Raw genomic sequence first — 25,456 nt, forward strand, 5'->3', positions numbered from 1 at the left:
CGAAGTGTAGCTGTTAGCCCCTATCAGAGTTCGTGCTCCGTACGCGCAATAATATCGTCTTGAGCGTCCGGTGAAAGCGCCGTGAAGAAGGCTGAGTACCCCGCTACACGTACCACCAAGTCACGGTATTGCTCAGGGTTACGTTTCGCTGCGAGCAAGGTATCCCTCGACACAATGTTGTATTGCACGTGCCAACCTTTATGGTGGTTGAAGAATGTACGAATCAACATGGATAGCTTGAGTTTATCGCTTTCAGACGCCACGGCTGCTGGTGATAACTTCTGATTCAGCAGCACACCCCCTAAGATTTTATCAGCTTGGATCTTACCGACAGAGTTGTATACCGCAGTCGGACCTAAGCGGTCAGAGCCCGAAGATGGGCTTGCGCCTTCAGCTAGAGGTGTTGTTGCCTTTCGCCCGTCCGGCGTTGCCATAGTTGAAGCCCCAAACGGAACGTTTGCCGAGATACTAGACGTGCCCGCGTAGTACCCACCGCCGATTGGACCGCGACCGTGACGCGTATTGACGAAGTTGTTCAACTCATCGATATACACGCTGTATGCCTTAGCGAGTAGAAGGTCAACGGAGTCATCATCGTTGCCGTATTTTGGAGCGAAGTTAAGGATACGTTGACGAAGCTGTTCTTGCTCAGAGCCCTCGAAGTTTTCTTCTAGTGCTTTTGCTAGCTCAGGTTGGCTGATCTGTTTGTCTTCAAATACCAAGTGCTTGATAGCCGCAAGGCTGTTCCCTAGGTTGGCGATACCGACTTGCAGGCCAGATACCCAGTCATACTTGGCACCGCCTTCTTTCACCGTTTTTCCGCTCGGCAGACAGTTGTCTACTAACGATGAGCAAAAAATATCTTGCGCTTGATGCTCTAGGACGCTATCCACTACCGTGTCGATCTCAATCGATTTTCTTGCGTAGTAGCGAACTTGGTCTGCCCACGATGCCATGACTTCATCCATACCAGCAAAGTTACCTTTCGCCAGAGATTTGTCGTGTGGCAGGAAGCACTCGCCGGTTGTCGCGTCTTTGCCTTCATTTAGAGCGGCTAACAAGATTCGAGCAAAGTTGATAAAGCTCATACCTGTGCAGCGATAGCCCCATTTACCAGGTACAGCTGTCTCGATACAGCCAATCGAGGCATAGTTGTAGGCATCTTCACGCTCGACACCAAGCTTGATGAACTCCGGAATTACAATCTCATCGTTATTGAAGGCTGGCATACCAAAACCACACTTGATGACTTCGATACAGCCCATCAAAAATTCTTGGTCTAGCCCTTCGTGGTATCTAACGCTTAGGTTTGGTTGAGTGGAACGAAGCTGCCCACAAGACTCCAGTATTGCCCAAGATAGCGGGTTTACCGCATCTACCGGGTTACCTTGGTTATCAAGCCTTTGGCCACCAATACAGACGTTTTGATAAAGCGGAGAGCCTGCTGACGCTTTTGAGTGAGCACCAGAGCGGATTTTGTTGATCTCGAGAAGCTTGAGCCAACAGCTTTGCAGTAGCTCAAGCGCAAACCCAAGTTCCAAAGTGCCGTTGTAGATATCATTTACGTAGTAGTCGTTTAGGTATTGGTCCATACGCCCAAACGACACCGAGTGACCGTTCGACTCAATTTGCAGCATCAGCTGAACAAAATAACTGAGCTGAAGGGCCTGCCAGAAGCTCGCTGGCGCGTGATAAGCAATATGTTCACAGTTTGCAGAGATGGTTTCTAACTCGGCTTTGCGTTTCGTATTTTGCTCATTCTTTGCCATCTCAGAGGCTAACTCAGCAAAGCGCAGGATATGCTGTTGAATAGCACGCAGAACGATGTCGACCGACTTATAAAATTGCTCTTTTTTAAGCCCTTCGTAGGTTGAAATATCATTGCTTTGACGGAAGTCGTCAACTTCTGTAATGAGTCCATCAAGACCGAGCGCAAGGATCTTTTCATTGTCGACCGCTAAGTGTGCATCACCGGAGGTCATGTTGCCTTCCGCCTTGATAATCGTGGTCGCAAGAATGGCTTGCTGCTCTTGTGTGAATATACCGTAACAGCGATCTTGCACTGTCTTACCACGCCAGTATGGAGTGAGCGAGTGAATAACTTCTTTGTCTTCTTCTGTTACCGCAAAGCCGGCACCTGGGCGATCCGCTAAATCGTCAATCTCAGCTTCAATCCAACGCACAGTGTACTCTGGGAAGATAGGAGCAGCGCGTAGCTTACTTGCCTGGTTACCGACAATTAGCTCGTCATTATCAATCCAGATGGTACGCGTTCTAAGGTGTTCTTCGAGCGCAAGAGCGCGCTGAACGATAACCGGCTTATCTTCGTTTTCACGATAAGCTTTTGTGTAAGCAACGGCACGCTCAGTACAGATTGGTGGCGTGACAATGTTCACTAGTGCTGTCTTATGGTCTTGAATACGCTTTGGTAAATAGTTGAGTTCCATAGTAATTAACCTCGTACGATCACGTTCATATGCGAATACTGCTTAGCGTGCTGTTGCGCGTATTCAAGCAGTTCAGGGTTGTTCAGTGGTTTGTCTGCACATAAGTAAGGCATATCAAGCAGACGGTATTTGTTGATGCCCAAGGTGTGGTAGGGCAACAGGTGAATTTCGTTGCAGCTTTCAAGTGAAGCGGCAAAGTCGATAATGTCAGCAAGCTCAGCTTCGGTATCGTTAAATCCCGGTACTACAGGGACACGAATGACAATGCGTTTAGCGATTGGAGCGAGCTTTTGAAAGTTGGCTTTGATTCGTTTCAAAGAGCCTTGTGCCCACTCGAAAAACTTCTGTTCATTAGTGTGTTTAAGATCTGCTAGCCAGCAATCAATGTGAGGCGCAGCTTGTTCAACATTTTTCCATGGCACATGCATGCAGGTTTCGATAGCAGTATTGACACCTTGTTGCTGCAATTCGGTTGCGATTGACGTCACCAGATCCGATTGCATTAAAGGCTCACCACCTGAAAACGTTACGCCGCCACCACTTTGATCGTAGAACGGCTTGTCTTTCATCAGCGTGTCAATGAGTACGCCTTCTTGAGCTTCTTCGCCGCATACGCTTAGCGCCTGCGTCGGACAGACATTTTGTAGTGTGATGATCTGTGCTTCATCCAGAGTCTGTCTGTTGATAGTGATGGTGTCTTTCGTTCTTTCAATTGAAGGGCAAACATCGACGCAGGCTGTACATTGCTCGAGGCAACTGCGCTCATCGAATAGTAACGAGTGCTTTGGGCTACGACTTTCAGGGTTCTGACACCATGGACACGCCAAGCTGCAGCCCTTTAAAAAAAGGATGCTGCGAATGCCATCGCCATCGTGAGTTGAAAATCTTTGTATGTTGAAGTACATGCTAGCCTCTCTCTAATTCGAATCTCACATTCTTCATAGGTTTCGTTTTTGAAAGTTCGTTGCTTTCGTTAAATGAAATCTAAAGGTTTCATTTGAAGTTTGTTTTGATCAAGGTCAAGATCTGAAACATTCGCTGGATCTATATTGTTCACAACTTGAGATTGTTCAAAGAAAGGTCCGAGAGATAACTATGATTGAACTCTATTTAGATACTGCTGATGTGAATGAAACCGCTCGCTTTAACCAGTGTTTCCCACTAAAAGGCATTACAACCAACCCGACTATCGTTGCGAAATCAGGTACTGGTCTTACCGAGACGCTAAAGGCAATGTCTGACGTTTTAGGTAAAGACGCTCGCTTTCACGCACAGGTCGTCAGTAAAGATGTCGCTGGCATGGTAGCAGAGACTAAGATGCTTAATGAACTTCCTTACGATATGGTGGTGAAGGTACCGGCGACGGAGAAGGGTCTCGCTGCGATTAAGCTAATGAAAAAAGAAGGTATTCAGGTTCTCGCTACCGCGATTTACACCGTTCAACAAGGAATTATGGCCGCGCTATGTGGCGCTGATTATTTGGCACCTTATGTGAATCGTATCGATGCGATGAATGGCGACGGTGTGGCGGTTGTTCGTGATATCCAAACACTGATCGAGAAAAACGGCTTACCCGCAAAAATTTTGGCAGCGAGTTTCAAGAACGTTCAACAAGCGATGGATGTTATGAAGCTAGGGATTGGTGCTATTACCTTGCCAGTAGATGTGGCCGCACAGATGTTCTCTCATCCTGCAATTGAGCCAGCGGTTGAACAGTTTGATAAGGATTGGAGTGGGGCGTTTGGGGGTAAGCTTTCATTTGAAAGTTAAGATCGAGCATTTTACCCCTCCCAACCTCCCCTTATCAGGGGAGGAGCAAAGAGCATGCTGCGCATCGCTGTTTAAAAATAGGCGATGCGACGATAGGAGCTAGCCCGAGGTTCTCCCCCTTGATAAGGGGGAGCTAGAGGGGGTCAAACGGAGTTTAAGTTGGAGTCGGAGTTAGCATGTGAGTCCGGCGCTTTACCCCTCTTAGCTCCTCCTCTTATCAGGGGAGGAGCAAACGCTCGCAGGGCGTCGCTGTCTAAAAATAGGCGATGCGACGACAGGAGCTAGCCCGAAGTTCTCCCCCTTGCTAAGGGGGAGCTAGAGGGGGTAAAACGGAGTTCAAGTTGGAGTCGGAGTTAGCATGTGAGTCCGGCGCTTTACCCCTCCCAGCCTCCCCTTATCAGGGGAGGAGCAAAGAGCTTGCTGCGCATCGCTGTTTAAAAATAGGCGATGCAACGATAGGAGCTAGCTCGAGGTTCTCCCTCTTGCTAAGGGGGAATTAGAGGGGGTAAAGCGGAGTTCAAGTTGGAGTCGGAGTTAGCATGTAACTCCGACGCTTTACCCCTCCCAGCCTCCCCTTATCAGGGGAGGAGCAAAGAGCTTGCTGAGCATCGCTGTTTAAGAATAGGCGATGCAACGATAGGAGCTAGCCCGAGGCTCTCCCCCTTGATAAGGGGGAGCTAGAGGGGGTAACGCAGAGTTCAAGTTGGAGTCGGAGTTAGCATGTGAGTCCGGTGTTTTACCCCTCCCAGCCTCCCCTTATCAGGGGAGGAGCAAAGGGCTTGCTGCGCATCGCTGTTTAAAAAATAGGCGATGCGACGATAGGAGCTAGCTAGAGGTTCTCCCCCTTGCTAAGGGGGAGTTAGAGGGGGTAAAGCGGAGTTCAAGTTGGTGTCGGAGTTAGCATGTAGCTTCGGCGCTTTACCCCTCCCAGCCTCCTCTTATCAGGGGAGGAGTAAACGCTGCGCGCCGCCTATTTCTTTAACTTCGCTATAATCCCTTTAATCATCTCAACAACCGTAGTGGTTTCCTCTAAAACCTCTTGATTCGTAAACCTCACCACACGTATCCGAACGCTTTCTAAAAACTCACTCCGCCTCACGTCTGAAGCCAACCCACGTTCGGAGTAGTGACTATCCCCATCGACTTCAATAGCAAGCCTCACTTCAGTTGAATAGAAGTCTAAAACATACTGACCAACACCATATTGTCTCCGAAATTTGGCACCAAGTTGCCCCCTTCGGAGGTAATACCAAAGCCTTGCTTCGGCAAGCGTTGGATTACTTCTAAGCTGTTTTCGAAATCCAGTCTGTTGGGAGTCATTATACAAGTGTCTCTTCATAGCCTTTGCCACGTTGATAAGTGATACTCGACATTGGAGGAAACAACGGGATCATTGCCATCGCAACTTGGAAGCTATGTGCACTTTGTAGGAGAAAGATGTAATTGAGAAGTTTGAAAGGCTTGAGTACCTCTTGCTCACTTGCAGTCTGAGCAAGAGGTGATAGTTAGGCTGGGATAAGTCGACTTAAACCCTCACAAACCGATTCTTAACGATACAATCGGCATACCTTTCCGCAGACTCATGCTTAAACTTCAACGGCTTGTCTAGCTCACCAAATAAAGATATGCCGCCACCAAGTAACACTGGAATCGTGCTAATTATCAGCTCATCTATCAGGTCTTCGTTTAAAAAGCTCTGAATGGTTTTACCGCCATCGATATACAGATCTTGGTAGCCCTTTCGAGCAAGGTCTTCAACGATATCTCTTAGCTCACCGTTAACCAAAAACACTTTGTCCTCTAACCCTTCCGGTACTTCAGTCATCGTGTTGCTCAGTACAAAGACAGGCTTTGAGTAGGGCCAATCGCAGTCAAAACTCAATACGATTTTTAGTGTGTTCCTACCCATAACGAGTGCGTCAACTCTGTCCATGAACTCCGCGAAACCAAAGTCCGAGCCCTCTGGATTTGGAATGTCATGCAACCATTCAACACCGTTGTCTTTGTCGGCGATGTAACCATCGAGGCTGGTAGCAATGTAAACGATGTTAGCCATGGTGAGCTCCTAGTTCATATCAGAAAATGTGTTAAATCTGGTCTATCTTTGCTAAAATTCTACAGTGTAGAAATAAATCGAAGTTTAGCTAGGAATTCTTATGACTGTCAAGCCGAAGAAACGAGGACGTCCCGAGAAAGGGAAAGATGGATTGAGTCAAGAGCGTATCGTTGATACGGCAAAAGCTATGATGAAGGTGGACGGAAAGATCCCAAGTATCAGAGCATTAGCGAAAGAACTTAATATCGATGCCATGGCGATTTATCACTATTTCAACAATAAAGATAGCGTCCTCGAGGCGGTTGCAATTTCTCTCGTTGAGGGCATTTACGAGCCAACTGGCACTACTCGATGGCAAGATGAGGTGGCAGAGTTGGGCTGGAGTTATCTTAAATTGCTTGGTGAATATCCGGGACTTCTGGAAACCTTGTTTAAGATGAAAAGCAGCGGTCCTGCAGACGTGTTCATGTCAAGATTCAATGAGATTGTAGACGCTATCAATTTGACGAAAAGCGAGCGCCAAAATGCTGTCAATCTACTCGCGGATTACTTACATGGCTTTGCCTTTTCAATGCAATTCTCCTCTGCCAGCGAAGAAGATAAACGAGCTATTTACCAAGGTTCGATATCTCTTTATTTGAAAGCAGTGACGCCGACACTTTCTTGTGTGAAAAACAGAGAGTAAGGTATTAGAAACACGTACATTTCACAGGGGATGTGATGACAGAGCTTTATGACTATATCGTTATTGGTGGTGGTATTGTTGGGGTATCGACGGCTTGGCAACTGCAGCAGAGGCATCCTAGCGCTCAAATAGCCATTGTAGAAAAAGAGTCTACGCTGGCGGCGCATCAGACAGGTCATAATAGCGGAGTGATTCATGCCGGAGTCTATTATCAGCCGGGAAGCCTTAAAGCTGAGTTTTGCCGCAGAGGTGCTGAGGCAACGAAACGATTTTGCGACGAGTACGGTATAGCGGTCGAAAACTGTGGAAAGCTGCTGGTGGCGACCAATGAGATCGAAAAGCAACGAATGGAGGCTTTGTACCAGCGCTGCCACGATAACCAAATCGATGTCGAGTTGATTGATGAAGATGAGCTCCGAGATATGGAACCAGCGATCAGCGGGTTAGGTGCAATAAAGGTTCATTCGACCAGTATTGTCGACTATCGGCTAGTCACTGAAAGGATGGCGCAGGCGTTTACCAAGTTGGGTGGCAGGCTTTATCTATCCAGTCGCGTAACCGATCTCACCGAGCATAAAGAGCGTGTGGAGGTCGAATGTGTATCGAGTTCATCTAAATCGATATTGAAGTGCAAACAGCTCGTCGTGTGTGGCGGGCTAATGGCTGACCGCCTCGCGGCGATGATCGGTATAACACCAGACTTTCAAATTATTCCCTATCGCGGTGAATATTACCGCCTAGCGGCCCGTCACAATCAAATCGTCAAGCATTTGATATATCCGATTCCAGACCCCGAATTGCCGTTTCTGGGGGTTCATTTAACCAGAATGATTGACGGCTCTGTGACGGTTGGACCCAATGCCGTTCAAGGCTTTAAACGAGAAGGTTATGGTGACTTCAATGTCAGTCTCGAAGACACGTTACAAATGCTTCGTTTTAAAGGTTTTTGGAAAGTAACGGCCGTTCATTTCAAAACAGGATTAACAGAGTTTAAAAACTCACTCTGGCGCCCTGGCTATTTGCAGTTAGTGCGTAAATACTGCCCATCAATAGAAATGCATGACCTAGAGCCTTATCCTGCGGGTATCAGGGCTCAAGCGGTGATGTCTGATGGACGGCTAGTGCATGACTTCCTCTTCGCTGAAACACCTCGCAGTCTTCATGTTTGTAATGCACCATCCCCAGCAGCAACCTCGGCGATTCCCATTGGGCAGTATATTTGTGAGAAAGTAGAAGCGAAGACTTGTTGAGCTTTGGCTGTCAATCTTTGGTAATGAAACTACTACATACTGCTCGGTTGAAGACAGTTTACAGATAAGCCAAACACAATGATGACCAGCAATCCAACCTTAAACATCCGTCTAGCGAATCAGCAAGATCTACCTTCCATTTTACCGCTTTTTTGGGATGACAAACCCGAACTAAAGCAAGCATGTCGAGGCGAGATAACGGATGACATGCAAGCTATTTTCGAGTGGTTCGAGCACTCAAGCGATCATTTTCTTTACGTTGCGACGTTAGACAATGTGGTAGTTGGCACATTACAGCTGAGTTTTATTCCTCAATTTACTTACAACGGTGAAATACGAGCTAATATTGAAGGCGTGTTTATCGCTAATAACGCGCAAGGACAAGGAGTCGGCGCGGCGCTAGTGAAGTTTGCCATCGAACAATCGAGACAGAATGGCTGTAAGATCGTTCAGCTGGTAAGCAATCAAGTCAGAGAAAGGGCGCATCGCTTTTATGAGCGACTTGGGTTTGAAAAGAGCCATTTTGGATTCAAATACTACATGGAATAGGACCGATGATCAGAGAGTACACCGACGCAGATACCGAGAGCATACTTAAGGTTTGGCTGGCCGCTTCTGTAGAGGCCCATGACTTTGTTGAGCCTATGTTTTGGCATCAGAAGCTTGATGATATGCGCGAGCAATATCTCCCTAACTCAGAGACTTATGTGTTTGAACAAGCTGGCAGGGTGGTCGGGTTTTACTCCCTCGTCGATAAACAACTTGCCGCATTGTTTGTTGAACCTCAGCTACAAGGTGGCGGCATAGGTATGAGCTTGTTATTAGATGCGAGGCGTAAACGCGATGCCTTGTCACTTTGTGTCTACAAAGATAACTGCCGTGCCATAGGCTTCTACCATCGCTGTGGCTTCACTATCGTTGATGAATCAACCGATCCTCATACTGGGCACTTGCAATTAACTATGTCGAGTTAAGCCTCTAGCTCTTTTTAAATCAGGCGTTTAAACTGGTTTGCATTGTTAGCTAGAGCGAAGACAGACCATGTTTGATTTTGATGAGATTGTAGAGCGTAGAGGAACCCACTCGGCAAAGTGGGATGAAATGGAAGCGAGCTTTGGGGTGTCTGCGGACGATGGTCTCCCTATGTGGGTCGCGGATATGGACTTCAAAGCGCCTTCTGAAGTTAACCAAGCCCTTCTTGATGCGGCTGCGAATGGTGTGAATGGTTATTACGGTGACGACTCACGCTATAAGGCATCTGTGGTTAATTGGATGCAAAAAAGACACAACTGGGAAGTATCACCTGAGTGGATCCTAACCTGTGCTGGTCTTGTTCAAGGCACGGCTCTGTGCGTTCAAGCTTATACTCAACCGGATGACGGCGTTATACTCTTTACGCCTGTTTATCATGCGTTTTCGCGGGTAATCAAAGCCAATCAGCGTGTCGTTGTTGAAAGTCCGTTGGTTGAGAACCAAGGCCGCTACGAAATGGATATAGCGGGGCTTGAAGCAAACTTAAAAGGCCATGAAAAGCTCGTTATCTTATGCTCTCCTCATAACCCTGGCGGACGTGTTTGGAGTAAGGAAGAGATCCGAGAAGTCGCGGACTTCTGTCATCGCCAAAATCTGGTATTGGTTGTCGATGAAATTCATCACGACCTCGTTTTTCCTCCTCACCAGCATACCGTTGCTACTCTGGCCGCTCCTGAGCATGAGCAAAACATGGTCATTCTGGCTGCGACAACCAAGACATTCAATATCGCCTCGGCGCTAACAGGCGCTGCGATTATTCCGAATACAGAGCTTCGCGAAAAGTTTCAATTTGTACTCAACGCTGCCGGTATCGGACCTAACCGAATTGGCATGCTGATGGCAACAGCGGCTTATGAACATGGGGAAGCGTGGTTGGAAGCATTGGTCGATTATCTTGATGAGAATCGCCGTTTATTTGACGAGGGCGTCAATAAGATTAAAGGTTTAAAATCAATGCCTTTGGAAGCAACCTATCTCTCTTGGGTCGATTTTTCTGAAACTGGGCTGACGTCCGCTGAAGTGATTGGCAAAGTGCAGAGTGAAGCTAAGATAGCGGCGAACCATGGCTCGAGTTTCGGTTTAGGTGGTGAGCAGTTCCTTCGCTTTAATCTGGCGACACCGCGTTCAAGAGTGATTGAAGCTGTTGCAAGATTACAACGAACCTTTGCTAGCGAGTGATAGGAAACAGCGATGCACGTTTGGATTAATGAGGTGAAAGAGGCGCTCGTCCCTCTCAGAAATAGTGAAAACGCCGCATTTATGAAGGCATACCTGAGAGAGCAGTATGAGTTTTTTGGGATCCAATCGGGACCTCGACGTGAGGCCCTAAAGCCTTTGTTTTCGAAAGGGAAGATGCCCAGCCTTGGTGAGCTTTCAGGGGTTATTGATGAGCTCTGGACATTGCCTGAGCGAGAATATCAACTTGTGGCAATTGATCTCCTCATTAAACAAAAAAAACTCTTACCGAGCTCGTTTTTGGGGCATGCAGAGCGTTGGATCACGACAAAAGCTTGGTGGGACACGGTAGATATGCTAGCGACTCACATTGTCGCGAGCTTGTTTCAGCGCTTTCCTATTGAGGCCGCGAGCTTTATCCAAAAGTGGCGCGAAAGTGACAATATTTGGTTAAGACGAACGGCAATTCTCTATCAGCTTAAGTTCAAGCAAAACACCGACGAAGCGCTGCTGTTTGATATCATCGGCGAGAACCTCGATGACAAAGAGTTCTTCGTTCAGAAAGCAATTGGGTGGAGTTTACGTGAGTATTCGAAAACTGAGCCAGCAGCAGTAGTTCAATTCATTGAGTCACAAAAAATCGAAGGGTTAGCGAAGCGTGAGGGGCTTAAGTGGCTCAAAGCCAAAGGAAAATTATAAGGCGTTTGTGGTCATTTAGTTCGCACTTACGTAAACAAAAGCAATCAGTTTAATTCACCAAGGACACAAAGAAACCCAATGGATTCAGTAACCCAAGCCGCATTAGGGGCAACCGTAGCGGGAGCGATAGCGGGCAAGCGATGCAATGCCAAAGTTTTATTAACTGGCGCGGCACTTGGTACGCTGCCCGATTTAGATGTCGTCATTGACTATGGTGATGCGGTGAGTAATACCATTAAGCATCGTGGCTTTACCCACTCTTTGTTGCTCATTCCCATTTTTTCACTTTTTGTATCTTGGCTCTATTGCCGTTTCAGATCCGATGCGTTTTGGTCGTTTAAACGAGTCTTTGCTTTAGTTCTCAGTGTGCTGGTTACGCATGTCGCAATAGATGCGATGACCACGTACGGTACTCAGTTGCTGTGGCCACTGCCCGGTTACTTTGAAGTAGGTAATGTGTTTATTATCGACCCGCTTTACACCATACCTCTGCTTATTGGTATTGTCGTTGCGTTGTTTTCAAAGCGCGTGGGTGGGCGTTGGTGCCAGGGCGTTGTTTTGGTATCGAGCTTGTATCTCTTGTGGGGCTTTGCAGCCCAGCAGGTCATCGCCGACCGAGTCGAGGAAAACCTCGCGGCACAAAACATTAGCAATGACCAAGTATTAATCACACCGTCACCATTTAACACTCTACTTTGGCGCGTTGTTGTCGTTGAAGGTGATCAGTATTTCGAAGGGCTAGCATCTCTGCTTGATTCTGATAGTCAAATTGACTTCATTCAGCGTTCGCGTGGCGAGTGGCCTCTCGAGAGTAAGCCGCAGACTCTCATTGGCTTAGAAGCCTTTTCACATGGGTTTTTGGGATATCGCCAAGATGGAGAAAAGCTGATTGTGTCTGATCTTCGGTTAGGCATGGCGGATAGCTTGGCGTTTGAGTTCGTTTTCGCTAAAGCCACGGCCGACTCAAAATGGCAGTTATTGGAGGCTCCGACTCGCTATCCTAGTGAGCGTAGCCTTGACCAAATTTCCGTGCTTTGGGAGCGAATGTTGGGTGACCAAGGGATTGATGCCAACTTACATAGAATGGCTTACAACAAGGCACGCGAGCATCAAGAATAATCGACAAGGTCCTACCTTGTTTGGTAACCAAAAGAACGAGTCTTTAAGGGCTCGTTTTTTGTCGCCACGATAAAAATCATTATTTGACGAAGCGAATCATGTAAGTTCACTATTCCCGTCCTAAAATTGTAGCTGGAGACAGTGACTTGCTTGTCAAACACACACATCTTTTCCTACTGAGGACACAGATATGACACTTGCCGCATTGGCGATTCTGGTTGGTTTTATCTTATTGGTTTGGAGTGCTGATCGATTTGTCGACGGTGCTGCGGCAACGGCGAGTCACGCTGGGATGCCTCCGCTGTTGATTGGTATGGTCATCGTGGGTTTTGGTACCTCTGCACCAGAGATGGTGGTGTCAGCGATGGCGGCGGCAGAGGGGAACCCAGAGCTTGCTTTGGGTAATGCGTTAGGCTCAAACATTGTTAACACTGGACTAATCTTAGGTGTGACTGCAGTGATCGCGCCAATTATGGTGCAATCCGTGATTGTTAAGAAAGAGCTACCATTACTGTTCGCTATCAGTCTATTGCTTGGTGCATTACTTTGGAATGGTGCATTAGGACGCGGTGAAGCGGCGATTCTACTTATTGGCTTTTTCAGCTTAATAAGCTGGAGCATTTATTCTGGAATCAAGGGTAAAGGCGACCCACTAGAAACTGATACCGAGCAAGAGCTACAAGAGAAGACGATGTCGTTAGGGAAGGCGATATTCTGGTTGGTACTGGGACTTGTACTGCTGGTAGTCAGTTCACGCATTCTTGTATGGGGTGCGGTGACGATAGCTCAATCCCTTGGCATCAGTGACCTAATTATTGGTCTAACCATAGTGGCGCTTGGTACATCGCTACCAGAGTTAGCGGCTTCCATCGCGGCAGCACGTAAAGGGGAGCATGACATTGCGATCGGTAACGTCGTTGGATCCAATATGTTTAATATTCTAGCTGTCGTTGGTATTGCAGGTATGATCTCACCAATCGCGAGCGTGCCTGAAGCTGTATTATCTCGTGACTGGCTGGTGATGATGGCGATGACAGTGGCGCTGTTCTTTATGGCTTATGGATTTGGTCGCCAAGGCCGAATTAATCGAGTTGAGGGGGCGCTGCTGTTAGCCGGTTACAGTGCATACAACATTTGGCTTGTTCTGTCCGTAACGGCGTAGCAGTTAGAACATAGATTGAGAGGTACGTGACTCGACGTTAGTCTTGAGTCACGTACTTGATTAGCGACACAGGAAAGCTCGCCTATCGAAATTAATCGTCTTCTTTTCTTCTACTCTGCTGGCGAATGTAATCGCCAAACTCGTATTTTCTCTCTTGATGTCCAATCTGGTATAGCTCTGTCTCTGTTCGCTGCTGTGAGTAGCTAGACGCTTTCATTGAGCCTTTACCGACGCGAAGCATGTTTTCTACTACACGTTTGAAGAAACGGTCGATACGACGACCATACATTTGTAGAACACCGAGCATACTGCAAAAACTCATAGCTAGGGCGACCGTCCAGTGAATTTCTATCATGCCAATCCTCCACAATGGGAAGAGAGAGCAGAAAAAGAGTGTTTGAAACAGGATTGGGAAGATAGTTGTCTTGTTACTATGTCATTATGTTGAGCGAATTTAGAATGATATGACTTAGTATGAAGAACGGTTCGCGTACTGCGTGAAAAGGATGGAACAAGCGCATTTAATTGGAAGAAAGAAAGGATCGCATGCTGTGCCGGTGGCGCTGCAGGCTGTGGGCGCGTTGAGCTGCGCAGTTGGTTTGGATCGCTTGTTGATGCGAAACGGGCCAAAGTGATCATGGATTTTTATACCTTTATTATTTGAGCTGACTAAGCAAAAACTAACTATGTCTTTGCTAATCGTGAATATTAGGTATGCGGCTTTGTAACATCAATGTGTCTGAAATTAGTTGATACAATCAGTCACAGAGCTAAATGCTAATTAACGAACCGTCGATGTTTGACACGGCTAATTAATATATTTCGCGCTTCTAAACAAATCGACGGATGACATCTAAATATCAGTGACTTAGCTCATTTATGATTGTGTGTTCATGGTGATAAACTCAATACTTTCAGATGGTTGTAGATTATTCACATAAGAGGCTTGTTCAGAAACCACCAGCACATGGCCATCTGTAAAGTAGTCGTGTTGACTGTTGTTCTTCGTTACAGAAGCAAGCTGAATGTTTTCCGCGTTCCATCGGTCATTCAATCTGAATACGTCGGTTTTTAACTGCTCTCGTTCAACGTCGACATCGGGCGAGATAGAGTGCAGTACGGTAACAATTCCTCCATAGGGTGTTAACTTAAGCCCGTCATCGTAGCTTAATGCGCCAACCCAAACGGGTTGTTTGGTTTGCGCATCAATACCCGCATACCACCATCGTATGTGTGAGCGATGAGTCAGTGTCCCTGGTAGCTGAAAAGCGAAATGCTGAGGCTGACCATTCCAAAGCAAGTCAGAGACGGGCGGTGTGCGCTGCTGTAGTAGAGAAACATAATCTGCTAGCTCAATATCACTGCGAGAGAAGGTTTTATTTTGAATCCAACCTAACTCGTCCATTAGCTTGATTGGAGATTCTCCTAAATAAACTACGTTAAGGGCCTGTGCTGCGTACAGTGTCGACTGTCCTGCGTAGACTTTATAATCAAGCTCAGCAAGGTTTACTTCAACGTTTTGTGTTTGTGTAAGCGGTACAACGGCGTCATCACTCCACCAGAAAAAATGCGAGTAGTTGAGTGCTAATGCACCCGCGAGAAATAGATTTGACGCTTTTAGCCAGGAGTAGCGCCACTGCTTCTTAATGCCAAAGTAGAGCAGAGCAAGTGAAACCAACGTCAGCCCTAGCGTATACTTATGCTCAGACACAAACGTCGCGGCTTCACCCAGTATCGGCACATTGTCTACACCCGCTGCCAATAGAAAGCCCCAAGTAACAAACTGACCAACACCTAAGACAAGCCCAATAAGCGCATAGGCAGAGAACTTACTCCATCGGATATGATTAGCACCTGCCATAAAGGGCACTACCCACGCGATTGGTCCCAGTAGGCGCGCAAAAGCGATCACCCAAAAGGCGTTACGATTAATCAGTAAGCGGCAGCGGGCTAATGGGCGACGGATTTTAGGTTGCCAGCGCAGTAAAGATTTTTGGGCGCGGAATCCATAGCGACGTCCAATTAGAAAACTGAGTTGGTCGCCAATTAGACCTCCTAACAGAACCGCAAACACGGCTAAGTAGGCACCAGAATAGAGCTGATAGCCTGCCGCAATCATGAAAGGCTCACCAGGCACGACGAGGTTTGGTCCTATAAGTGCGTCTAACAGCGATCCAAAAAACAGTCCTAATGTTTCAAACATATCCAATCCTTACCTAGCTTACTTGTTACAAATTTGCGCTAGCATTACTGCTGCTGATAATGTCCAAACTTGTATTCCATCTCGTTGTTGCGCATTTCACCAAACATGAAACGGCGAACGTTCGCTTTTAGGTAGGTAAAGCCCATTTTAAAGAAGCCATCTTGCTCAAGACGACGCGGATCGAACTGGAAGCTCATTGGCAAGAATCGAAAACGCCATGTTTGTGCAGCCTTCTTAACATAGTGGCAATCCTCGCAAAGTACGATCTCTTCGTCGAAACCACCGATCTCTTGGTGCACTCGTTTGGTTGAGAAAATGCACGCGCCAACCGCAGTAGGGAAGAAGAACTGAGTAGCAAATAGTCCTGCGTTAAAAAGACCGTAGCCAGCTTTGTAAGCGGGGGCGAGTTTGCGTGATCCCATGTAAACACCAGCCACTTCGAGCTTTTCTTCTTCAAGTTTGTCGATAGCCTTTTGAAGAAAATCCTTATCTAAACGAACGTCAGCATCCAAGAACAGTAGGCGCTCATTTTTAGCCAGGTTTGCTCCTGTGTTTCGGCCTAGGCTTACGCCACGATCAGACATTTGGTGTACCGTTAAACTAGGTAGTGCGGCGTGGTATTTTTCAGCAACTTCGCGGGTACGGTCATCACTGTTTGAGTCGACAACAATGACTTCGAAATCTTGATAGGTTTGGCAGCTCAAATCGCTAAGAAGACGAGCTATACGTTTTTCTTCATTTAAGGTGATAACAACTACGCTTAGTGATTTCATCATTCTTTCCCTCTTGTCTGTGGGGTCCATCAGTTGATACAGATAGCCGCATGATTCTTGAAGCGCGGCTGATTCGATGGAGGCAGTATGCTAGGGGTGCACTGAATGAAGAATGAGTGGGGAGTTCAGAATCAGTTCATCTAGATGAACGACGCGCTTTTCTATCGAAAAGCGCTTATGGAACAGAAGCCTAGGTACAATACGCAATGTGCACTAGGTGCTACACGCAATGTGCAAACTCGGCAACTTCGTCAAGAACGTGTGGGTTTGCAATTGCACCTTTGTTGTTAACTTCTTTACCATGCAGCACTTGTTTCACCGCAAGTTCCACCAACTTTCCAGACTTTGTTTTCGGTATTTCACTGATAGCATAGATTTCTGCAGGCACATGGCGAGGAGAGCAATGCGTTCTAAGCTGCTGCTTGATAGAATCGCGCAAAGATTCGTTGAGTACCGCTGCCGGTGAAAGCTGAACAAACAGAACGATTCTCTCGTCGCCAAGATGGGTTCGACCTACAGCAATAGATTCTACGATATCATCAAGCTGGTTTACTTGCTGATAGATCTCCGCGGTCCCAATACGCACACCGCCTGGGTTAAGGGTGGCGTCACTGCGTCCAAAGAAACGCATCCCACCATTTACTGTTTTTAATACATCGTCACCATGACTCCAGCACTGCTCAAAGTTAGCCCAATAAGCATTATGGTAGCGTTCACCGTCATCATTCCAAAAGCCAATCGGTTGATTTGGAAAGCTATTAAGACAAACGAGTTCGCCGCGCTCTTCTGAAACAGACTTTCCGTTGGCGTTGAACACGTTAACATCAAGACCAAGTCCTGGAGCTTGGCATTCTCCTCGATAGACGGGAGAGATAGGGTTACCAAGGACGAAGCAGCCACAAATGTCGGTACCGCCAGAAATAGACGCAAGATGGAGATCAGATTTAATCGCTTTGTAGACATAATCAAATTGCTCTGGGTACAAAACAGATCCCGTTGAGCAAAGGGTTTTGAGGTGGGTAAGTGCAAACTTTTTATTCGGAATAAAACCGTTTTTCTCGATAGCTTCTAGATACTTAGCAGCAGTACCAAATAAGGTCACTGATGAACGCTCGGCCAAATCCCAAAGTACTTCTTCAGAGGGGTAAACGGGATTTCCATCATAAATAACAAGCGTTGCCCCACTCGCGAGTGCAGACACATGCCAGTTCCACATCATCCAACCACAGGTAGTGTAATAGAAAACTCGGTCATCAGAGCGAATATCACAATGTAACTTGTGCTCTTTGAGGTGATTCAATGTGATACCACCAACGGAATGGACGATGCATTTTGGTTTACCTGTGGTACCAGACGAGTAAAGGATAAACAGTGGTGAGTTGAATGCGACCCTATTGAAGCGAAGAGGCTGTTTTTTGTAGTGAGAAAAGATAGAGTTCCAATCGACATGGTTAGCCTTATCGCTTTTAACGATCTCAGCGCTTTCCCTCAAAGGTTCCTGTTGACCCAAATGCTGATAGCCAATCGTGCAAATATGGGTGATTGAGTCGATCGCGTGACAGATAGCTTGATTCTTTTCATTCATTGAAAAGGACTTACCGCCAAACTGATACCCATCGACATCAAACAACACCTTAGGTTTTACCTGACCGAAGCGTTCGATGACGCTCTCAGCACCAAAGTCGGGTGACGTTGAGGTCCAAATTGCCCCAAGGCTTGTTGCCGCTAACATGGCAATGACGGCGTGAGGGGAGTGAGGCAAGTACCCCGCTACTACGTCACCTTCACCTACATTGACCTCGATTAGCCACTGCTGCATTTGTGAAACTTGGTCTTGCAGCTCCCGCCATGAAAGCTCGGCAGTGTAGCCTTGCTCGTTTTGAAATATGATCGCAAGGCTCTCTCCATTTTTGTCGCCATAAGCGAGCAAGTTCTCAGCATAATTTAGCCGAGACTTCGAAAACCAGATGGTATCTCTCGCCGGTACCAATGCTCCCCATGCCGCTTCACCTAACGTCGCTATTGGACCTTGCTTTGAACCAATGACGCCACAGAAGTCCCAGACCTGACCCCAAAACTGTTCAGCGTTATCGAGGCTCCATTGGTGTAGCTTTTGATAATCGATGGAAGTAGAGCCTTCAAGATCGAGCTGGTTGATAAATTGTTGTAACAGGCTCTTGGATGCTTTATTGGCATCAGGTATCCACATAGGCTGGTTTAGATTTGGGTGTGTTAACATTTTGCTTACACTCTTTAGGGTGTTGTTTTGATTCTAAGTTTTGGTTGTTTAACTCGCGAAGTCAAACTTAATGGTGAATTTCAATTGATTGAATTTTCAATTAAAAAAGTACGTATGTAAATTTTATGTTACACAGCAAGCGTACAGCAGGATCTACTGGGTTATTGTCAGCGAATACTCGAACACATAGGCTTTATGTAAAGAGCTTGTTAAAGGAAATGGCATGACTCAGTATGTATCTAACCCTGTGAATGAACAGGGATTAATTGATTGGAGTGAGGATGAGCATCGTATTTGGCACGATTTAGTCGCACGCCAATTGGATCTTGTTAAGGACAGGGCGTGTAAAGAGTACTTGCGCGGTCTTGAACTGCTCAATCTGCCGATAGATCGCGCTCCGCAGTTAACAGAGATAAATGATGTGCTAAAGCGAGAGACCGGTTGGCAAGTAGAGCCTGTCCCTGCGCTGATTGACTTCGATCGATTCTTCGCGCTTTTGGCGGAGCGTAAGTTTCCTGTCGCAACGTTTCTGCGCTCTAGAGAAGAGTTTGATTACCTACAGGAGCCCGATTTCTTCCATGAAATCTTTGGTCACTGTGCAATGCTCACTGACCCAGACTTTGCTCAGTTTACCCAGCACTATGGTCAGCTTGGTTACCAAGCGGACGGTAAAGAGCGTGTATATTTGGCGCGGCTATATTGGTTTACGGTTGAATTTGGTCTAGTTGAGCAGAATGGTGATCTCAAGATATACGGCGGCGGTATTCTCTCATCCCCTGGTGAAACACTGTATGCCCTCGATGATGAGAGACCGCTTCGCCAAGCGTTTAATGTTGATAATGTGCTTCGAACACCCTATCGGATCGACATTATGCAGCCCACCTATTTTGTGCTCGACGACATACGACAACTTTATGAATTGAAACAACAAAACTTATCCCAAGATGTTGCTCGCGCAATGGAATCTGGGCTACTTCCTCCACTTTTTGAACCGAAGGACATAACACATGCTTAATGAGTTACGCTGTGAAGCCTGCAGCAGTGATGCAATTGCGCTTGGCAAAGACGAGCAACAACAGTTGCTGACGGAGTTAAACGACTGGCAAATTGTGGACCGTGATGGCATTCCGCAGCTAGAGAAGGTTTACAAGTTTAAGAACTTCAAGTTGGCTTGGGCATTTTCAAACCAAGTGGCGGAGCTCGCAGAAGATGAGTTTCACCACCCCTCTATACTGTTAGAATGGGGTAAGGTGACCGTAACCTGGTGGAGTCACTCCATCAAGGGTTTGCATCAGAATGATTTTATCTGTGCGGCGAAATGTGATGCGATGATGGTTGATTAGAATCTATTTTTTCGACCAGTTGCTACAGTCATACTAATCAAAATCCCTGCCTTAGCGGGGATTTTTGCGTTTAGTGTGTACAAATAATTTGTTAGGTAACCCTTTAAGGGAATAGCGTAACAAGAAAGCGATATTGGTCAAAAAAGATGATGAATCCTTACAGTTAATGTTAGTGAGTTTGCGTACAATACTTTGAGGCTAGAGAACAACAACTAGAGATCTACAAAAGGGAAATTATGTTCAAGCGCAGTATTAAATGGATACTTCCTTTCGCCATCCTCGGTGTCGCTGGTGGGGGCTACATGTTGGTTCAAGAAACCGCTCCGGAGGTTGAAGAGCAAAAAGAACTCGATACCACCCCGCGTGTTAAGACGCAGATCATGCAGGCAGAAGCTCACCAGGTTCAGATCTCAAGCTTTGGTGAAGTGGTGCCTTTGGAGCGCACAGCGCTTTCAACACAGGTGTCTGGTGAAGTGACGAGTTGGCACCCTAACTTTGTTTCTGGCGGTGTTGTAAAACGTGGCGAGGTGCTATTTACCATCGAAAAGGATGACTACCAAGCGGCTGTACTTCAAGCTGAGGCTGAGTTAGCGCAGGCACAGGCCACTTTGATTGAAGAGCGCGCCAAAGCGAACGTAGCAGAGCGTCAGGCGAAGAAGATCAAAGATACTCAGGTCTCTGATCTTTACCTACGAATTCCACAAGTTCTTAGCGCAGAAGCCAGAGTCAAATCTGCGCAAGCGGGGCTGAGACGAGCAAAGCGTGATTTGGAAAATACCGAGGTTGTCGCCCCGTACGACGCGCTAGTGGTCTCTCGTAACATAGGTGTGGGTCAATATATTACGGCGGGTTCGCAAGTCGCTGACATCAATAACATTGAGTATGCAGAGGTCATGGTGCCCATTGCTGGCTTTGATGCGCCTTTCTTACCGCGCGACATTGTTGGTGTTAAGGCAGAGATTATCGCTAAAGGTCGTGTTGAAACGGTACGAGATGGGCAGATTGTTCGTGACTTGGGCGTCGTAGACAGTGCGACACGCATGGCGAATATGGTGATTCGTATTGCGGATCCTTATGGGCTGAAAACGAGCGTTACTCCGCTTCCATTTGGTTCCTATGTAGAGGTTCGCTTCAATGGTAGAGAGGTTGCGAATCTATTCAAAGTTCCCCAAGAGTTGGTGGTCGACGAGCGTGTCTGGGTGGTTGATCAAGAAGACAAACTCGTTCCAAAAGCGGTTCATGTACTGCGCGAAGAGCAAGCCAACTTCTTCATCGATTCGGGCATTGAAAACGGTGATGAGGTGGTGCTAACTGTGCCTGAATTCCCGCAAATTGGTATGACAGTGATTCGTTCTAACGATGAAGTAGAGGCAATTGCGCAGCAAGGAGAAGCCAGTGAGTAACAAAGCTCAACGCGGCATTATCGCCTTATTTGCCAATAACTCGGTCGCCGCCAACTTGCTGATGGCGTTTGTGCTGATCATGGGTACGGTGAGTTACTTCTTGATCCAAAGGCAGATGTTCCCAAATTTTGAAATTAACTACATCAGCGTGACGGCATCCTACCCAGGAGTATCAGCGCAAGAGATTGAAGAAACCATACTGATTAAAGTGGAAGAGTCGTTAAAAGACGTCACCGAAATCAAAAAAGCCGTCACCGACGCGTATCGTGGCGGTGGGCAGGTAACGCTCGAAATAGATACGAAAGCCAACCTGATGGAGGTGTTGGATAAAGTAAAACAGCGGGTCGATGCGATCGCGAGTTTTCCTAAGGCGATGGAGCCTATCAAGGTTACCCAGATAGAGTTCAAGCAAGACGTTATTGGTATGGTGCTATCTGGGAATACGTCCTTGATGGAGCTCAAGACCATATCAAAGCAGATAGAAAAAGAGCTGTTGCAGCTCAATGATGTGTCTCTGGTAGAGGTGAGCTCACCACCCGATGAGATCGGCATCGAGATTCATCCCGATGAGCTTCGAACCTATGATTTAACCCTTGATGATGTCGTCGCTGCGATTCAAAAATATTCCGCTAACTTCTCTGCAGGTCAGGTGCGAACCAGTACAGGCTTGGTCTCTATTCGCATCGAGAATCAGTACTATGATGGTTACGAGTTCAGGCAGATTCCCGTTAAGTTAGGGGCGAATGGCTCCAAGGTACTTCTTGGCGATATTGCGACCATCAAAGATGCGTTTACAGAGGGGCAGCACTACTTCAAGTTCTCAGGCGAAAATGGCATTTACCTCACGGTAAAAGCGACCAAAACGCAGAACATGGTCCCAGTCGCCGAAACGGTGCAACGCTATATTGAAGCGAGAAACCAAACGCTTCCACATGGCGTGCAAATCCATACGCTGATGGACATGACGTATTACCTGAATGCCCGTCTCGATATGATGCTAAAGAATCTGTTGCAAGGTGCAGTGCTTGTAGCTGTGTTGCTGACTATCTTCTTGCGCTTCCGCCTAGCCATGTGGGTAATGGTGGGGCTGCCAGTGTGTTTTCTCGGCGCGGTAATGTTGATGCCGTTGTTCGATGTCAGTATTAACATCATCACTCTGTTTGCTTTCATTATGGTGCTCGGGATCGTGGTCGACGACGCCATAGTGATAGGAGAAAGTGTCTATACCGAAGTCGAGAAGAGTGGTGGTGGCGTAACGAATGTCGTGCGTGGTGCGCAGAGAGTAGCGACACCTGCGACCTTTGGTGTATTAACCACGATAGCGGTGTTCGTGCCATTCTTGTTTTCCACTGGACCTGAAAAAGCCTTCTTCTATGGGCTGTCTATCGTGGTGATCTTCTGTTTAATATTCAGTCTTATTGAATCCAAGCTGATTTTGCCCGCTCACCTTGCGCACACCAAGTTTACTCCGGTCAAAGAGAACAGTTATCGGGCACGTTTCAACCGCGCTTTCTTCCGATTGATTAATGGACCATACAAACGCTTGGTGAGCCGCTGCGTTGAGTGGCGTTGGTCAGTGATGGCGGGGTTTGTCGGTATATTGCTGGTAAGTGTTGCTATGATGACCTCGGGGCATGTTCGTATGATTCCGAGCCCGAAGGTTCCTTCTGACTTTCCAATCATCAAAATAGAGATGAACAGTAACGTCTCCGATGAGCAGACGATTGATGCGCTTTTAACTCTAGAAAAAGTAGTCAGCTCTGTTGATAAAGAGGTTGAAGAAGAATACGGCATGCCAGTCATCAGAGATATGATGACGATTAATACAAGCCGCACAGAAGGTATGTTGATCTTACCTCTAGTGGATGAAGAAGTTCGCCCTGTCGATGCGTTTGAGCTGTCGCGGCGTTGGCGTGAAAAACTCCCTACTATTGTTGGCCTTAAGTCGATCGTTATCAATGACAATGTGACCGGAGGTGATGGGGGCGATGAATTTGGTTATCTGCTGTATGGTCCAGACATGGATGTGCTCAATGCGGCAGGTAGGGAGTTGGTTTCACAGCTTCGTTTACAAACGGGTCTATTTGATGTCAGCTCATCAATGGACACTGGCAGTCGAGAAGTACAACTTTCTCTCAAACCTGTCGCTTACGACCTCGGGCTAGATTTAGCTAGTGTGGCTGCACAAGTCGGGGGAAGCTTCTACGGCGGTGAGGCGCAACGTGTACTGAGGAATACCGAAGAAGTGAGAGTCATGGTGCGTTATCCAAAGCTTACTCGAGAGGCATTTTCATCGCTGCGTTACGCATTGATTAACACGCCATCGGGTAAGAAGGTGATGTTGGGAGATGTTGTCGATATCGAGAGTAAGCCAGGTATTAACCAGATCCGACGTGAGAATGGTTTTCGGACAGTTTATATCTATGGTTCTATTGATGAAGCGGTGATAGAACCGGATCAAGCGGTCAAAAACATTGAAGACAATGTGCTGCCAGAGATCAAAGCGCTGTTCCCAGGCGTAACGACGGAGCTTGGTGGTACCATCGAAGAGCAGCAAAAGCAGAAGGCGGAGCAAATCGTTTTCTTTATTGCTGGCATGATTACGGTCTATATACTCCTGGCTGTGCCGCTCAAGAGCTACGCTCAGCCGTTTATTATTATGTCTGTGATTCCTTTCAGTCTAACAGGCGCTATTTGGGGCCATTATTTCTATGGCTTGGATATGTCGATGATGTCGACGTTTGGTTTAATCGCGGCGGCAGGGGTTGTTATCAATGATTCCCTAGTAATGACCGATTATGTCAACCAAATCAAAGCGCGTTGCGATTGCGCTAAAACTGCTGTGGTTGAAGCAGGGTGCGCGCGTTTCCGGGCGATTACTCTCACTTCAATCACCACGTTTTTCGGTGTGTTGCCAATTATGTTCGAGACCAGCTTACAAGCCGCATTCGTTAAACCCATGGCTGTCGCTCTTGGATTCGCAGTGATGTACGCCACGGTAGTTACCCTTATCGCCGTGCCTTGTTTGTATGTGATGCTAGAGGATATCGGCAAGGTATTTACTAAACTCAAGCACCTATACTTCCCAGCTAAAAGTGGTCAACCTGAAAACTCTCCATCTAGCTAATTGCCCGCAATAAACATCACCGAGCACACATACTGTCGCTCGGTGAGGACTTTCCTCCACGCCTTTATTATCAACGCATGCAGCGCCAACTATTCGAAAGTTGAATATTACCCGCTTTGAGTCATTTCTAGTAACTCCCTAAAGTCAGAGCAAGAAAACAACGTCAATACACATGGCAACTTGACCATAGGCTTTAATGACCACGGATGACCTAATTAAACGGACTTTTCTTGATTAGGTAATATCATGAAAAAAACGATACTTAGTATGGCGCTTTGTGCGCTGACTGCAGGCGCATGGGCGTCAAACTCTACTCAAGCTGATGCTGAGGATATCAACTACGGCGATCCTACTGCTTCATTCTCTACGCTTGGTGTATCTCGCTCTGGTGACGCGACTCAGATAAACGGTATGCTGGGTTTGGGCAACAACATTTTTCAGCTTGATCTTGGTCTAGCAGATAAAAAAACGTATGACGATAAAATTGACTACAACTACCGTGCTCGTTACTTCCATGTAACTGATGGTTTGGGCTTTAGTGTAGATGTGCTTGGTGATCGCAACAGCACAACAGCGTTGGCGGGTCTCATCTATAAGTTTCAGGTGACTGATAACATAATGTTGTTCCCGATGCTGTCTGTTGGTCGTACCTCTGCTGACTGGAAGGAGCTCGGTGTTAACTGGAATCCTGGTGAGGCACAGTTGCACATGAAGAACGAGAAGTTTGATTCTAATGTCTACCAAGCTGGTCTCTACGGCATGTACGCTTTCGATGCGGGTCACTGGTTATATGCCAACCCTAAGTCTACGTACGTCCAACAGGCGAAAGAGTGGGTACCTCAAGTAGAAGTTGGTGGTGGCTATATGCTTACAGACGTGGTCTCAGTGGGTTTTAAAGTCGAACATACCGCTGAAACTAAGTACATGAAGAAAGACACCACAGGTTGGTTGCAAGCTAACTACTACTTCTAA

22 protein-coding genes are annotated in these 25,456 nt (G+C 46.9%); 14 read left to right on the top strand and 8 right to left on the bottom strand.

Annotated features, from left to right (window positions below):
* Positions 1 to 23 precede the first annotated feature (23 nt).
* Both J4N45_RS20780 and J4N45_RS20785 read right to left on the bottom strand, forming a co-directional pair.
* Complete coding sequence (locus J4N45_RS20780) at positions 24 to 2,447, bottom strand: formate C-acetyltransferase/glycerol dehydratase family glycyl radical enzyme (protein ID WP_252016657.1); 2,424 nt, start codon at positions 2,445 to 2,447, stop codon at positions 24 to 26.
* Positions 2,448 to 2,452: 5 nt separating this feature from the next.
* The gene (locus tag J4N45_RS20785) at positions 2,453 to 3,352 is read right to left on the bottom strand and encodes a glycyl-radical enzyme activating protein (protein WP_252016659.1); all 900 of its coding nucleotides are present in this window, start codon (positions 3,350 to 3,352) and stop codon (positions 2,453 to 2,455) included.
* A 190-nt stretch (positions 3,353 to 3,542) separates the two neighbouring features.
* On the opposite strand from J4N45_RS20785, the gene J4N45_RS20790 reads away from it, so the two are divergent.
* Positions 3,543 to 4,217, top strand: a complete 675-nt coding sequence (locus J4N45_RS20790; protein WP_252016661.1) for a fructose-6-phosphate aldolase — start codon at positions 3,543 to 3,545, stop codon at positions 4,215 to 4,217.
* Between the two features lie 970 nt (positions 4,218 to 5,187).
* Here the strand turns inward: J4N45_RS20790 and J4N45_RS20795 are convergent.
* Together J4N45_RS20795 and J4N45_RS20800 are read right to left on the bottom strand one after the other, a co-directional pair.
* Entirely contained in the window at positions 5,188 to 5,556 is a 369-nt protein-coding gene (locus tag J4N45_RS20795; protein WP_252016663.1) for an endonuclease domain-containing protein, read from the bottom strand.
* Between the two features lie 186 nt (positions 5,557 to 5,742).
* Positions 5,743 to 6,273 carry a dihydrofolate reductase family protein gene (locus tag J4N45_RS20800; protein WP_252016664.1) on the bottom strand — a complete coding sequence of 177 codons (531 nt, stop codon included), beginning with the start codon at positions 6,271 to 6,273 and terminating at the stop codon, positions 5,743 to 5,745.
* Positions 6,274 to 6,373: 100 nt separating this feature from the next.
* Here J4N45_RS20800 and J4N45_RS20805 point away from each other — a divergent pair, with 100 nt between their 5' ends.
* From J4N45_RS20805 to J4N45_RS20840, 8 genes are all read left to right on the top strand, one after another.
* Complete coding sequence (locus tag J4N45_RS20805; protein ID WP_252016667.1) at positions 6,374 to 6,958, top strand: TetR/AcrR family transcriptional regulator; 585 nt, start codon at positions 6,374 to 6,376, stop codon at positions 6,956 to 6,958.
* 35 nt (positions 6,959 to 6,993) lie between these two features.
* Positions 6,994 to 8,208 (top strand): L-2-hydroxyglutarate dehydrogenase, encoded by a 1,215-nt coding sequence (gene lhgD / locus J4N45_RS20810; protein ID WP_252016669.1) that lies wholly within the window; start codon positions 6,994 to 6,996, stop codon positions 8,206 to 8,208.
* 78 nt (positions 8,209 to 8,286) lie between these two features.
* Positions 8,287 to 8,757: a GNAT family N-acetyltransferase gene (locus tag J4N45_RS20815; protein WP_252016672.1), complete on the top strand. Its 471-nt coding sequence runs from the start codon at positions 8,287 to 8,289 to the stop codon at positions 8,755 to 8,757.
* A 5-nt stretch (positions 8,758 to 8,762) separates the two neighbouring features.
* Positions 8,763 to 9,182: an N-acetyltransferase gene (locus J4N45_RS20820; RefSeq protein WP_128648688.1), complete on the top strand. Its 420-nt coding sequence runs from the start codon at positions 8,763 to 8,765 to the stop codon at positions 9,180 to 9,182.
* 67 nt (positions 9,183 to 9,249) lie between these two features.
* Positions 9,250 to 10,419, top strand: a complete 1,170-nt coding sequence (locus J4N45_RS20825; protein ID WP_252016675.1) for a MalY/PatB family protein — start codon at positions 9,250 to 9,252, stop codon at positions 10,417 to 10,419.
* 12 nt (positions 10,420 to 10,431) lie between these two features.
* Positions 10,432 to 11,115: a DNA alkylation repair protein gene (locus J4N45_RS20830; protein ID WP_252016677.1), complete on the top strand. Its 684-nt coding sequence runs from the start codon at positions 10,432 to 10,434 to the stop codon at positions 11,113 to 11,115.
* A 78-nt stretch (positions 11,116 to 11,193) separates the two neighbouring features.
* Entirely contained in the window at positions 11,194 to 12,234 is a 1,041-nt protein-coding gene (locus J4N45_RS20835) for a metal-dependent hydrolase (protein WP_252016679.1), read from the top strand.
* Positions 12,235 to 12,424: 190 nt separating this feature from the next.
* Positions 12,425 to 13,396, top strand: coding sequence for a calcium/sodium antiporter (locus tag J4N45_RS20840; protein ID WP_252016682.1), 972 nt, complete (start codon positions 12,425 to 12,427; stop codon positions 13,394 to 13,396).
* A gap of 91 nt (positions 13,397 to 13,487) precedes the next feature.
* On the opposite strand, the gene J4N45_RS20845 is transcribed toward J4N45_RS20840, so the two are convergent.
* The 4 genes from J4N45_RS20845 to J4N45_RS20860 form a co-directional block, all read right to left on the bottom strand.
* Positions 13,488 to 13,751 carry a hypothetical protein gene (locus J4N45_RS20845; RefSeq protein WP_128648690.1) on the bottom strand — a complete coding sequence of 88 codons (264 nt, stop codon included), beginning with the start codon at positions 13,749 to 13,751 and terminating at the stop codon, positions 13,488 to 13,490.
* Positions 13,752 to 14,273: 522 nt separating this feature from the next.
* Positions 14,274 to 15,599 (bottom strand): LssY C-terminal domain-containing protein, encoded by a 1,326-nt coding sequence (locus J4N45_RS20850; protein WP_252016685.1) that lies wholly within the window; start codon positions 15,597 to 15,599, stop codon positions 14,274 to 14,276.
* Between the two features lie 44 nt (positions 15,600 to 15,643).
* A complete protein-coding gene (locus J4N45_RS20855; protein WP_128648719.1) occupies positions 15,644 to 16,372 on the bottom strand; it encodes a glycosyltransferase family 2 protein in 729 nt (242 codons plus the stop codon).
* Between the two features lie 220 nt (positions 16,373 to 16,592).
* Entirely contained in the window at positions 16,593 to 18,611 is a 2,019-nt protein-coding gene (locus J4N45_RS20860) for an acetoacetate--CoA ligase (protein ID WP_252016687.1), read from the bottom strand.
* A gap of 223 nt (positions 18,612 to 18,834) precedes the next feature.
* Between J4N45_RS20860 and phhA the strand changes: the two genes are divergently transcribed.
* The 5 genes from phhA (at position 18,835) to J4N45_RS20885 (ending at position 25,456) form a co-directional block, all read left to right on the top strand.
* Positions 18,835 to 19,626 (top strand): phenylalanine 4-monooxygenase, encoded by a 792-nt coding sequence (phhA, locus tag J4N45_RS20865; RefSeq protein WP_252016690.1) that lies wholly within the window; start codon positions 18,835 to 18,837, stop codon positions 19,624 to 19,626.
* Positions 19,619 to 19,954 (top strand): 4a-hydroxytetrahydrobiopterin dehydratase, encoded by a 336-nt coding sequence (locus J4N45_RS20870; RefSeq protein ID WP_042470984.1) that lies wholly within the window; start codon positions 19,619 to 19,621, stop codon positions 19,952 to 19,954. The genes phhA and J4N45_RS20870 overlap by 8 nt, the downstream gene beginning before the upstream one ends.
* Before the next feature lie 233 nt (positions 19,955 to 20,187).
* Positions 20,188 to 21,357, top strand: a complete 1,170-nt coding sequence (locus tag J4N45_RS20875; protein WP_234497781.1) for an efflux RND transporter periplasmic adaptor subunit — start codon at positions 20,188 to 20,190, stop codon at positions 21,355 to 21,357.
* On the top strand, positions 21,350 to 24,484 hold the full coding sequence (locus J4N45_RS20880) for an efflux RND transporter permease subunit (protein ID WP_252016693.1): 3,135 nt from the start codon (positions 21,350 to 21,352) through the stop codon (positions 24,482 to 24,484). The genes J4N45_RS20875 and J4N45_RS20880 overlap by 8 nt, the downstream gene beginning before the upstream one ends.
* Before the next feature lie 246 nt (positions 24,485 to 24,730).
* Complete coding sequence (locus J4N45_RS20885; protein WP_252016696.1) at positions 24,731 to 25,456, top strand: hypothetical protein; 726 nt, start codon at positions 24,731 to 24,733, stop codon at positions 25,454 to 25,456.

It is taken from the genome of Vibrio sp. SCSIO 43140, from assembly GCF_023716585.1.
Classification (GTDB): Bacteria; Pseudomonadota; Gammaproteobacteria; order Enterobacterales; family Vibrionaceae; genus Vibrio; species Vibrio maritimus_B.